This is a genomic window from Mogibacterium pumilum, assembly GCF_002243385.1.
Lineage (GTDB): Bacteria > Bacillota > Clostridia > Peptostreptococcales > Anaerovoracaceae > Mogibacterium > Mogibacterium pumilum.
In genome coordinates, this window is the sequence record NZ_CP016199.1 from 1,560,540 (window position 1) to 1,573,709 (window position 13,170).

The 13,170-nt window shown below is 37.4% G+C and carries 10 protein-coding genes and 1 CRISPR repeat array; all 10 genes read right to left on the reverse strand.

Translation table 11 applies throughout. The annotated features are described in order from the left end of the window. Nucleotides 1-2,376: FMN-binding protein (locus tag AXF17_RS07505; protein ID WP_157682634.1), on the reverse strand; the 2,376-nt coding region annotated here is incomplete at its 3' end. 342 nt (nucleotides 2,377-2,718) lie between these two features. Next, entirely contained in the window at nucleotides 2,719-3,486 is a 768-nt protein-coding gene (locus AXF17_RS07510) for a hypothetical protein (RefSeq protein ID WP_094234483.1), read from the reverse strand. A 197-nt stretch (nucleotides 3,487-3,683) separates the two neighbouring features. Next, nucleotides 3,684-4,592, reverse strand: coding sequence for a DMT family transporter (locus AXF17_RS07515; RefSeq protein ID WP_094234484.1), 909 nt, complete (start codon nucleotides 4,590-4,592; stop codon nucleotides 3,684-3,686). Between the two features lie 366 nt (nucleotides 4,593-4,958). Beyond that, nucleotides 4,959-6,512: direct repeats of the CRISPR family, unit length 28 nt; unit sequence GGATCACCCCCGCTCACGCGGGTAGTAC. A 26-nt stretch (nucleotides 6,513-6,538) separates the two neighbouring features. Continuing rightward, a complete protein-coding gene (gene cas2e / locus AXF17_RS07520; RefSeq protein ID WP_094234485.1) occupies nucleotides 6,539-7,447 on the reverse strand; it encodes a type I-E CRISPR-associated endoribonuclease Cas2e in 909 nt (302 codons plus the stop codon). 1 nt (nucleotide 7,448) lies between these two features. Next, entirely contained in the window at nucleotides 7,449-8,399 is a 951-nt protein-coding gene (gene cas1e, locus AXF17_RS07525; protein WP_094234486.1) for a type I-E CRISPR-associated endonuclease Cas1e, read from the reverse strand. A 3-nt stretch (nucleotides 8,400-8,402) separates the two neighbouring features. Beyond that, on the reverse strand, nucleotides 8,403-9,035 hold the full coding sequence (cas6e, locus tag AXF17_RS07530) for a type I-E CRISPR-associated protein Cas6/Cse3/CasE (protein ID WP_094234487.1): 633 nt from the start codon (nucleotides 9,033-9,035) through the stop codon (nucleotides 8,403-8,405). Next, nucleotides 9,022-9,747, reverse strand: a complete 726-nt coding sequence (gene cas5e, locus AXF17_RS07535; RefSeq protein WP_094234488.1) for a type I-E CRISPR-associated protein Cas5/CasD — start codon at nucleotides 9,745-9,747, stop codon at nucleotides 9,022-9,024. Before cas5e ends, cas6e begins: the two co-directional genes overlap by 14 nt. 9 nt (nucleotides 9,748-9,756) lie before the next feature. Beyond that, complete coding sequence (gene cas7e / locus AXF17_RS07540; protein ID WP_237049036.1) at nucleotides 9,757-10,842, reverse strand: type I-E CRISPR-associated protein Cas7/Cse4/CasC; 1,086 nt, start codon at nucleotides 10,840-10,842, stop codon at nucleotides 9,757-9,759. Beyond that, a complete protein-coding gene (casB, locus tag AXF17_RS07545; RefSeq protein WP_094234489.1) occupies nucleotides 10,826-11,437 on the reverse strand; it encodes a type I-E CRISPR-associated protein Cse2/CasB in 612 nt (203 codons plus the stop codon). Before casB ends, cas7e begins: the two co-directional genes overlap by 17 nt. Nucleotides 11,438-11,460: 23 nt before the next feature. Then, nucleotides 11,461-13,170 carry a type I-E CRISPR-associated protein Cse1/CasA gene (locus AXF17_RS07550; protein ID WP_094234490.1) on the reverse strand — a complete coding sequence of 570 codons (1,710 nt, stop codon included), beginning with the start codon at nucleotides 13,168-13,170 and terminating at the stop codon, nucleotides 11,461-11,463.

Below are 13,170 nucleotides of genomic sequence, written 5' to 3' on the forward strand. Positions count from 1 at the left end.
CTTCTTGGCTTTGAATTTAAGGGTTACTGTCTTGAACATCCCCCCGTCACCGTCCCACTTGTCGTCGTCAACGACCGGTGTTCCAGTGATAGTTCTGCCATCGAAGCTGAGTCCTTTAGGGAGTCCTTCGATGGTTGTCTGCATCTCGGCATCCTTATCCAGACTCTTAACAGTCGCAGGCTTAATAGGCATACGCTCAGTCCACTTTGGTCTACCTGGTTCATCAAGATCGGTCTCGATTACCTTACTGTCAACCTCTACCTCAGGAAGGTTCTCGCCCGGTTCCGTATTCCCTGGAATATCATTGTTATCACCAGTATTCTCAACAAGCTGCTTATCAGCTTCCGTTCCAGATAGCTGGAATGAAACAAAAATTGCCGATGGAGCATTAGGATTATCATCCTTTACTGAAGTATACTTTACCTCTCTGTTAACAGGTTTCTTATCGGTTGTATATTCGTAGCGGTGTCCCTCTTTGGAAACTAGACGAACCTTAACGTTTTCGAACTCGAAAGATGTCGGTGCATCAATGACCTGATGGTCATCGATTTTACGATCATCTACAGAATCTCTCTTAACAGTGCTAGCCTTATACCACTTTGAACCATCTGCGCTGTACTCGAGTCCAACAATATAGTCCTTGCTATAGCGTCCAACTAAAATTCTGAAGTTGTCGTATGAAAGAGATTCCTTATGAACCACTCTTGCCTTAATTATCTTTTTATCGTCATAAGCCTTGAGATCGCTGCCATTTTCAATCCCATTACCATCCTCATCAGTGATGCTGAGTCCGTTCTCCGCAAAATCCTTCCATTCAACTTCTTTAATTGAACCATCTTTTTTTACAAGCTTAATCTTTAGTTCAGAGAAGTCAACTACATCACCCTTGTTAACTTCTATAGTCTTGACCTTTGGTTCGATAATAGATATCTCTTTTACATCAGAATTCATCTTAAAATCATTTGCAGACTTATTGGTGGCTTCCCTTGTAGCAGCAGAAATACCACTAGCGCTAACTGTAGCTCCAGTTACACTGTCAAACATCTTCTTTCCATCGTAGCGGTCTCCCATGTAAGCCTTTACAGTTCTCGACATGAGTGTAAGGTCAGATTCCGTGTTCTTTCCTGACAGCCCATTGAGCATACCTACATATTTATTTCCAAAGAGCTCTTTAGCTTTCGCCTTAGGATTGCTGCTCTTCCTAATTGTTTCGAAATACTCACGGTATAATCCCATCTTTGCGATATTCCATCGGCCTTCCTTGCCATTTAGGAAAGGTAACACTTTCTCCGCCTTACTCCTAAATGGACCCATGTCATCACGATACTCATCACCTATTCCTACTCTTAGACTTGAGATTTCGCCATTCTTTACAGTCACATAAGTCTTGATTCCACCTGGATTTAGGTATCCTATGCCTACACCGGTGTACTCCCCATCCTTGAGTTTATCCCCCGGATAGTACTTGCGAAGAGCTGCATCAACGTATGACGGCTCTCCAGTCTCAGGGTTTACCGAAGGTGATGTGCTATCAGAACTTGGTTTATTGTTGTTATTATTGTTAGGCTTGTTCGTATTCGTTATTTTAGTTTTACCGGCATTAGCAAGTGCGTTTCTTACAGCATCTATAATGCCACGACTAGAATATGTAGCACCCGAAACTGTATCTACAGACTTACCCGGCTTACCTAATAGTCTGCCGATTACAGCTTTAGCACGATTAAAATACGGTGCATCATCACTATGCGACAATATCTCAACGTTAGTAATGTTACCACTAGAAACAGTCACACGAACACGTATCGGTCCGTTGAATCCTTGTCCTGAACCTGTATATACTCCATCATTTAAGTTAGCATTAGCAATAGTAAATGAACCTGCAGCGTTTCCTCTTCTACCTTTCGCAGTTCTCGAATCCTTCTTGACCGGTGTAGCCTTTGCTTTCTGCTTTGAACCCGCCTTCTGGAGAGCATCGGCAACCGCCTTCTTGATTGCATTTGAAGAGATAGTCGCTCCTGAAACAGAGTCGACATTAACATTACCACTACGTAAAATTTTGCCTATAACAGCAGATGCTCTACTAAAATACTCTGGCGTTTCTGTGTGAGATACAACTTTAATATCTGTCAGCTTTCCATCCTTGACGGTGATACGGACAGTAAGGGGGCCTCCGTAGCCAGTTGCGGTACCCTCGTATTCTCCATCTTTAAGGCTTTCTGTTGAAACTTCAGAACCCATCGTCTGGGATTCCTTAATAGCCTTCTCTGCAGCAGCGTTGTTCTTCTCTATGACTGAAACGGCCGAATATGCCATTGCGACAGTAACAGCCGCGACAACAACAAAAGACAACACTCCCTTGAAACCAGTAGTCTTCATCTTTCCTCCTGTGAATGAATAGTATTATATTTATAAGTTAGACTTATATTACAAAAGTTAGTTCATGTTAACTAACGTATATTGTATTTTAATGCAAACAGCTCAAATGCGCAATATTTTTTTGACCAATAATTTTACTTATTTCGATTAGTTTTTATGTTTATAAACACAATTTAAAAGAGGGACTATAGGACAAAAAGAGCGAGCACTTTGACTCAACCTCCAATAGTTAAACTATATGGTCTCCTCATTTGGCTCACTCTTTTAAAGATAACAATATAAAAAGCATACAAATATAAAAGTCAAGACTAAAAAAATGGAGAAGATTTTGCATTAATTAAATTACATATCTCCATTTATAAAGTATCCGTACTGGACTACTCTATCGAAGGCTATCTTCTGCCATTCTTCCTTTATTGAATCTCTATCTGTAAGGAAGAATCCTGGCTCCATAAAACGTATAATAATGAACTCTGAGGTCTTCTGATCCCAGTTGTTACCTCTACTGAAATCGATTCCCTTGCCTGTATTCTTAGTTACTATTGATTCCAAGAGTGGAGCAGTGACGGAATTAATTGGAACAACCATATCCGGCTTATCAAACAATCCCTTCTTGGTCTCACTCGTGTATATGCCGAAGTAACCTATTGCACTGACTGCACATACAACTCGCTTAATTTGATTGATATCTACTTCGTGCTTAGCACCTATAATCTTATTACCGCGCAGTTTTATCTGTTTCTCCTTTAATGATACGCCGAGCGTAAGGTCAAGTTCTCCAATATTGTTAGGGAATTCCTTGGTCAGCTTATGCGCCGCAAATGCGATGAGAAGTGTCTTTGTCTCCTTAATATTATGATGCTCGTAGTTGTAATCCTCATCCAAAGTTATATCTAGATTCTTCTGATTAGAGTCTACACTCACCAGGGTCAACATATAGCTACCATTAGAACTGAAGTAGTTTGTAACAATAATCGTAAGAAGGTCATCAAAGTTAACGTTTAGCGCGCCTTTCTTCTTATGTGTGTAGGTAAAGCCATCATTACGAACCTCTAAAGTATATTTAGGTTTCTCAAAAGTCACAATATCTGTATCAAAGATGCTAATCATGTGTTTCTCCTTCTACCATCCCTCACATCGCCGCTATGTTCTCAGCTCCGCGAAGTGTATCATGTAATAATATGTTTTTTCTAATGTATTAAGTATAAGTCTATTATTAAGCATTGTCTGTATGTTTTTATAAAAAGTGATGATTTAGTCAAAATATGTGCAAATTTTTCCGCTTTTAGGCGCTTTTCTGCTTTGGACTATTCACAATCTACAACATTTATTAAGTTTTTTGTTCTTTCCGGCATGTTAATCATCACAACAGATGTCATAACGAGTATTATGCCTACGACTCTCCATGGACCAAGAGCTTCTCCGAATATAAAAGTTCCAAACAAAGTCGCTGCTATATTTTCTACAGATGAGAGTATAGGAGCATACGAGACATGCTTTAGTTTAGAAATGCTGAAACCGTACAAGAAGTAGGGAAGCGCAACTGAGGTCGCACCGTTGATAATACTGATTACCACTAACTTCTCGTCTACATGAAACTCACCAATGCCTACAATTGCACCATATATTATAAGAGCAATAAAGCCAAATACCATTGTATAATATGTCATTGCCATCGGGTCATCCGACTGCCCACCAAGCCTACTCGTAATGGCAAGGCTAGCAAAGCAAATACCGCTAATTAAACCCATTAATATTCCTGATAACGATAATTTGCTAATTTCGAAAACTCCTCCTGTAGCCGTAAATGTAACACCCATGATAGTTACGCACATAGCAAAGACTTTTCTCATGGTAGGCGTTTCTTTGAAGAAGAAGTACGACATGATTGCCACGATTATCGGAGATGTATAGATGAGTACAACCGAGCTTGCCATACCCAGTTTACCAATCGCAGTAAAATACGCCACATTAAACACCGCTTGGGTGATTACTCCTTGTATACAGGCTATAATGAACCCACGTTTGCTGAGGACAAAGCTCTTTCTTCCCTTCTTAATCATAAATGGTGTGATGACGAGCATCGCACAAAATACTCGTAAGATTGACATCGTCACCGGCGGAATGCCATATCCCCTATATAGATGTGAATATATTCCGGTCGTCCCCCACAATGCACCGGATATAATTATGAAAATTGCTCCGTTCTTAATCATATAATCTAATTTCCTATATTCTCATACTTCTGAGTCAGCGAGTTTCACTGACTAATCGCGTAGTATTTTATCATATCTAGTAGAGATTTTAACATGATTGCATGTAAGTAAGATACGAAAAAAGAGAGGTGTATAATTTATGTCGTATCACAATCACTATTTGCCGTGAAGAAGAACCCCTTCGAGACTTTCTTGATGCAGCCTGTTCTTGGGAATTCAAGCAATGTGGATACTATAATTATAATTGCTGCTCTTAATCGCCTCCTTATAGTCAGGATGCTCCTCATAGGATAAGTGCAAATGAAAAACCACCACCGTTCACAAGGGTAGTACTTATATCTTTCGATAATCGTTATTTAGAGCAGAGGATCACCCCCGCTCACGCGGGTAGTACTAAGAGCATAGGGGGTGTAATATGATAAGTGTAGGATCACCCCCGCTCACGCGGGTAGTACCAGTCGAATTCGATTAGATCAAGAATTGCCCTGGGATCACCCCCGCTCACGCGGGTAGTACACTTGCCGCGTCTATTGCTTTATCAGTGACCGAGGATCACCCCCGCTCACGCGGGTAGTACTCCTAGGTTACCGAACATCTGACTCGCACTCTCGGATCACCCCCTCTCACGCGGGTAGTACTGGAATAAAGTTATTGAAACTGTAAATAATTAGGGATCACCCCCGCTCACGCGGGTAGTACTTATCAAAATCAAAACGTTGATATTTCAATGGGGGATCACCCCCGCTCACGCGGGTAGTACCTTTTGCTTGTGCAGCATTGGTTGAATTGTCGGGGATCACCCCCGCTCACGCGGGTAGTACATGGGTACACCTCGTAAACAAAAGTATGTTGCAGGATCACCCCCGCTCACGCGGGTAGTACGAGCTGGTAACCGTTCTTGCGTTCGTCCAGAAGGGATCACCCCCGCTCACGCGGGTAGTACTCACAGTCAGCAAGTGGAAATGCTGCGAGGGCGGGATCACCCCCGCTCACGCGGGTAGTACCCGCCATATGCCATGATGATGTTGCGGAGTGTAGGATCACCCCCGCTCACGCGGGTAGTACACACAAGGATATGACCCCGACCTTGCAGACGGAGGATCACCCCCGCTCACGCGGGTAGTACTCCTAGGTTACCGAACATCTGACTCGCACTCTCGGATCACCCCCGCTCACGCGGGTAGTACCTTTTGCTTGTGCAGCATTGGTTGAATTGTCGGGGATCACCCCCGCTCACGCGGGTAGTACATGGGTACACCTCGTAAACAAAAGTATGTTGCAGGATCACCCCCGCTCACGCGGGTAGTACCGCCACCTTAATTTTAGTATATGTTACAAGGCAGGATCACCCCCGCTCACGCGGGTAGTACTTTAGTTCATCTGAATTTTGAATCTTAACCCCAGGATCACCCCCGCTCACGCGGGTAGTACATAAAGACTATCACCTTAGCTATACGCCTGACAGGATCACCCCCGCTCACGCGGGTAGTACTAATACACAAAATAGAATTAATTTGTTTATCTAGGATCACCCCCGCTCACGCGGGTAGTACTGTTTCTAAAAGGTCGACTTGTTTAAAAAGACAGGATCACCCCCGCTCACGCGGGTAGTACCTGAACAAATGCCATAGTCACAGCAAACACCATAGGATCACCCCCGCTCACGCGGGTAGTACTAACAGACACATTCGTTGGATTCTTCTGCGGTGGGATCACCCCCGCTCACGCGGGTAGTACAAAATGGTAGGCGAGATAAAGTCAGTAAATACAGGATCACCCCCGCTCACGCGGGTAGTACATGTGTTTCAGGAAGCTCTCTTCAATTACAGCAGGATCACCCCCGCTCACGCGGGTAGTACTCATATGCATATTTTTCAAGCGCAGGCAGGTAAGGATCACCCCCGCTCACGCGGGTAGTACACTAAAAAACAACCTAAAAATGCACATTATCGCTTTAAAAAACTTTTAAATTTATTTAGTTTATTAGCCAGCTTGTATGTATTTTTTGCATCTTCTAAAGCTCTATGTTTCATCTTGGTTTTGATCCCATATGAATTTAAAACAGTTTCCAATTTATAATTAGGCAAATACATGTTTTCCTTTTTCGATAAAATCATCAAATCGATAGTTCGATTGGTAATAGTCCGTTTTCCAAATTCAGCCATTTTAGAATTTATGAACTTCATATCGAATTTAATGTTATATCCAACAATAGTATTATTTCCTATAAATATACTTAAATCGTCAAGAACGTCTTCTAAAGATTCACCCTCTTTTTCTATCATAGCGTTAGTAATTCCAGTAAGACTAACAATAAGTTCAGGAAGTTCCCTAGATATTTTAATTAACTTTTGAAACTCTATACATGTGTTATCCGAACACTTAATAGCAGCAACTTCTATAATATTATTTTTATTAACATCTAAACCATCAGTTTCAATATCCACTATAACATAATCGGGATTTTCTTTTTTTAATTTATCACTGTTCAGAGTGTTAGCAAATTTGCGTTGTGAATGATATTTTGAAGCATTACTAAACCCTACACCAAGAGAGTTTTGACAACAATCATTATTATCATTAGGGAACTTAACTATGGGTATACCATCTGAATCTACAACTATCCTCTTCGTATTATGAGTTTTGAAATTATAACCTATTTCATTCTTATTTGCATAACTTATAGTCGCTTCACCGTTACCAACACTCTCGACTACCCTATCCCACAAGAACTCTCTGATTCTTGAGTTAAAATTTCCAATATAAACTCCCGTAGCTATTTCTTGCATCCATTTAGATAGATCTCCTCTAAGTGATGGTGTAGAATTTTTCAAAGTTATTATTGTTAAAGGCATGTTAACACCTCTCTACATAATTAACACCATGTTTAACTAATTTTTCTTTATCATCCCACAAACTGATACAATCTATATCAAATTGCTCGTCAATTTCTGCATCCAGCAGTTCTTGTAAATCTCTAACTATGCACCTTAACAGTTTTCCATCTTTAAATTGATCTCGTGCTCTTAACCTAGATAATTTTCCAATATCTTCATTACTATCATCACCTATTTCTGAAACTAATTTAAATGATAGTGGAATTGTATATTCCGACTTATATAAATCTGCAATATCATATACAAATGCCTTATCATGACCGGTATGCACAAACCCCAGTCCCGCCGAAAGTCCAAGCGCAGCAATTACACTATGAACAACTCCATAGAGACAAAAATTAGTTGATGAAAGTGCTTTATTAATCGGAGTTCCTTCATCAAAGTTGTTTGGATCATATTCTCTACCATTCCATAATACATTGTATTTTTTTGCATATTTTCTATAAATTTGCCTAACCCTAGCACCTTCTTTTCCGCGAAGTTGTTGCATTGTATTATTTGAAACATCCTCATTCGGGAACCTCATTTGATACATTTTTCTTGCAACATTTAATCTGTTGCGGGGATTAGAAACTAGCTCTGCTTGTTTCTCTAATAACTTAGTTGAATGTGCCAAAGGTCTACCATGAGCATAATGCCTAATACCATTTTCACCAACCCAGATTACACTTGTCCCGGCATCTCCAATCAATTCTATTGCCCGGTGAGAAACATCTGTTCCTGGTCCAAGCATAAGAATACCAATCATAGCTACCGGAATCTGTATAGTCCCTTTTTCATCCATTACGGTAATTGCGCTGTCTTTACGATTTATCTTTGCATGCTCAACATATATAAAGCTAGCCCTATCACCTATTCGAGGTAACTCATACAACCTTGTCTTTTCAGCACCATTATATTTCTTATCCATAAATCATTCCTCGGGAATTACAGTCATCATTCCAAATCCATATGCTTTTTTCTTTCCGAATCCATTTATCAGCATGTTAACAAACAAAAGTTTGTTAGTCACAGTAAGGACTCCCTCAAATTCAACTTTATTCAGTTGAACTCGCTGTGATTTTTTTTTTAATATTACATGCTCTCTTTTTACTATGGAGAATTCATTTTCTTTTAATTCAAAGCCATGTTTTTCACTTCTATCAACTAGAAAATCTATCTGCTTATCATTAGGTAATGGTTTTACTTTACCTCTAGTACCAATAGCCTCCCTCATGATCGAAACTACTGGATTCGCAACTATTCTAAACCTGTATTTTCCCCCTTCCTTAATCTCGTTTAAAAATTTATCATATCTTTTTATTTGAGCTGTTCCTTCAACACCATATTTTTCTAACGCTAACTTTGATGGAGAGTTTTTACTAACTATAAGCAAGTATTCTTTATCATTAAGCTTATCCCTTCTCCATAATTTTCTTGTACAAGTTGATGTATTAAACTCTTCAGGAAAACTACTCTCAACCCAATTATGATAAGCTCCCAAATGAGATAATTCTTTTATATTTTTTCTATTATTAAAATCAATTTCTACTCTAGACAAATACATCTTCATCTCCTATTGCTGCAAAAGCATCGTGATTTTCTATAAAAAATATATTATGCATTTTGATAACATCTTTTGACTCGTAACGATACTCAAAAGATCTATTTTTCTGACTGAATGAAATAATTTTATCTCTTCGTAAATGACGTCCATTATCTTTTAACAGTTTAGAATCAGCATATATCTCAATAGTTACGTTTTCACCTTTTGTACATTTATACCAGGAAGCGGCCTGCCAAGGGGTTTTAACTATTGCAGATAATGTATCATCTTCTACTAATCCTAAATAAAAATCTGCATTCAGTGGCAAGGAACGCCTGCCCATAAAGGGCTGAAAATACATATTCTTAAAAGCAAGAGACAACTCCTCTATCAAGTCTCCATCTTTGCTGCCTAATGCAACTACAAATACTGCATCCTCAATATAGTATCTATTGGTCACATATGTTCTAATAAAAGTTCCATCAGTCTTATAGCTCTTTGCAGTATGAAAGTCTCTCATTATATTTCCTTTTTGATCAATTCTCACTGCAAATTCCAAATTATTAAGGTCACTTATCTTTTCATCATCATTTCGTTTGTAACCCAAACAGGCTGCAATCATACCAATAATAGCACTTTTAGAAGGATATAAATCTGTATGCCTGATCTCAAAATCAGAACTTGTCCCCCATGCCTGCATTGGACCTGCAAGTTTTAAAAGTAGTGTTTTCACATTAATCACCTACTCATTTACTATCTCATAAATTTTTTCACCAAAGAGTTCGATTAACTCATTTAAATTTGATAATTTTGTTAAACTCGTTTCAACTTCAACATCTTGCATCGACAAATAGCAAGACTCTATTGGTGTTTCTACAAACTTTTTAACTCTATTTTCCTCTATAAATAACCTTCTAATAGATTCTTTCACATATCCATCTTTAGATTTAACAGGTACTTCAAATGCATTAACTAAATTAACAGGTCTATCTTTACGTAATTCCACAATAATTAATTGTGGCAATGTCTGATTAGCAAATGTATTAGCTTTACCTGTTGGCATAGAATTAGAAAAGGCTTCTACGAAAAGCTTGATTGCGTTTACAGTACTTTCAATATCGCCAAGTTGCCTATATAGCTCGTGTACAGCTAAATTTGCATATCTATATAATGTCGATGAATTATATTCAATTGTACCTAGCATACCGGCTCCAGTGCTATCGTGCTTCTGCATATCATCTACAGCTGTAAAAAAATCGAATTCTGTTTGAATCGCATGTGTTGATATAGCATGAGCAATCTGCGAAGATGCATCCTCATTTAAGGACGGATCATCTGCCACCATTCTTCCAAAAAGTGCAATATCTATTGCCGGATTGTCATTAAGTAAACTCTGCAGCTCTATTTTATCATCCACATTATTAATAGCTGCATTTGCCAGTGCTATTGCTTGTTTCTCTCCTATAAAAAACAGTGCTTTAGTTTTTTCATCTTTTAATTTAATACCTGTTTTTTCTATAACTGATTTGGCCATATTTTTTGCAAATTCTTCACTGATATCTTTATTCAATTCAATAATTTTATTTTTTATATAATCAACTAAATTCATAGTACGAATTCCAACATTAGAAGAATCGCTATTCTTGGAAAAATACTCTCTAATAGCCTTTTTCCAAGCCTGTGATGATACTCTTGCACGTCTTACTCCACCATATTGGGCGGTCTTCGGACTTCCTGTATCATCTCTATTTATATTTGACGGTGGAACAGTTTGTAAAATATGTATATCTAAAAATAATCTATCATTGTTACTATTCATCTTTTCCATTTCCTTTCTCATCCTTACTTTTTTTATTTCTGTAATACTCTCTTGCCCACGATATTCTTACTTCATTCTCATTTCCAATAAGAAATTTACTTAAATCTTCACTGAGCCCGGAAAAATCAATATTTATCTGACCTTTCCCTTTAGCCTTAAGAAGATTAATCATTTGTCTCAAATGATACAATAATTCATCATATGTGGTTGATGTAATCATTACATTAAACCTTCTATCCAACGCTTCTTTACAATCAGAAGTATTCCTAAGAGAAGAAAATGATGTTCCGATATTCTCCCACCGATTACATTTTTTATGATAAGCATTTTCTAATTCTACTCCTTGACTATACAAAGCAAATAATTGCATTGTATTTATAATTACTCTTTCGCCAGCAGTAAGCCTTGGATTTTCCTCTATATACTCATCAGGAACGTGTTCTAAAATTAGGGGCCATATCTCAATTGAAGTTCCAAGTTCTCTTCCCATTGATTTTCTTAAATTGGCTAGAACTGCTTTTGTGTACGACGAATCATATTTTTTCAGTAACTCAAAAATAATACTATCTGTTATTCGACTTACATCTTTTTCATTCATTTCCATTTATGTGTGTGTTCTCCTTTCTATTAAATTTTTAATTCTTGATTTAAATAATATGTAAAACTATTAAAAGCAGTAACAACATTAAAAATCCTATCATCTTTTTTTATCCCTAAAAGATCTCTGGTGGAAGCATTGTATAATATGTTCTTTGCTTTATTGATAGATACATTACACAGTTTTTTATTCCACTCTTTTATTTTTTCATCTTTGGAATCATCAACTTGTATACTACGTAGCCATTCTCTGAATGGATCATCAATCAAAAAATACAGTTCTTCAATTTCACTATTTATGAACCCCTGTTTTGCACCTTCTTTAATATTACGTACTTCTGCAATATCAGATAGAAATTTCCCAAATGTTTTGCTAACAACAACTTTTGTCAATTCTACAACATCTTCTATCCTAGGAATCCATTTACTTTCTGTAACATCAGTCAAGACATAATCATTAATCATCAAAAAGTCATATATTTCATCTATCGGTAACCACGAGGTTGCATTATTATCATCAATCATACCTGCAGCCACAATACAAATTTCCTTGCCTTTTGGAGTTTTATCAATACATTCTTTCTTCTCGTCTATCCAGCTTATTATTCCAGGTGTCCGCTGCGAATTATTAATTGAGGATGATATTAAACCGAATGATTTCCACATTGATTGATTATATCTATGCTTCCTTGGAGTAAATGTATTCTTATTTTCACCTTGATCATTATACTGCCAAACTGTCATTGGTTCTAAAAACTGATCCTTATGTTCAAGTTCGGGCAACTTTACAATCTTACAGCTAAATGCTTCATTTGTATTTATTAGTGGGTCGATATATATTGCTCTCGACCAAACTGTATAAAGCTGTGCCAAATTGTCGCACAAAAAACCATTCATATAATTGTTAATTAATTCATCTGATGAATATTCCCAACACGGTTTTTGGATGTTATAAGTATAGCGATTTTCTGGATGAACTATTACGAAATTTAAAATTAATGTTTCAAAAAGATTTTTCCCTTCAACATATATTCCACCTATGTCAAACAGCCACCCTTTAGATGCCTTGTATTTATTTTTTCCAAAAATAACCTTATCTGCTAACCCTGTATAGCCTTGATATGCTATCAACCACCTCGCAATTTCATCTTCTTCTAATTTTTCTTTATTATCAATTTCTCCAATTAAGCTTCCTTCATATCTAGGAGAAAATAACGATACCTTATTATTACTTTCAGACAGCTTCCGATTAAAAGACTTACCTTTAATTTCACTAGCTATTTTTTTGCTAATTTTATCTTCAGATATATCGTCCTCGACTACTTGAAAAAATGGATATTTATCATCAAATAAGTAAAATTTATCATAATTTTTTTCTAAATACTTTATAACTATTTCTGAAAAGCAACCATTATCCCACAATTTATCCCATGTTAAACTAAGTTCTTTTTTATATTCATTATAATCATCTTCATCCACCAAACTAATAGGTATAAAATTTGAATCAACTTCTAAATATCGATAACATTCGCCTTTATAATTGAATCGAGAATAGACTGTGTGCAAAATAGCTAACAGTATCCTAAAAACAGCAAAATTCTGTACCCTAGAATCTCCTGCCAAAGATTCGATTTTTTCAGCTTCATTAAACAGGGTTTTCAATGAAACAAGCTTTTCTTCCCCTGTGCTACTATACATAACCCTAATCCACGGTTCATAAACCAAATTAAATTTACTCAT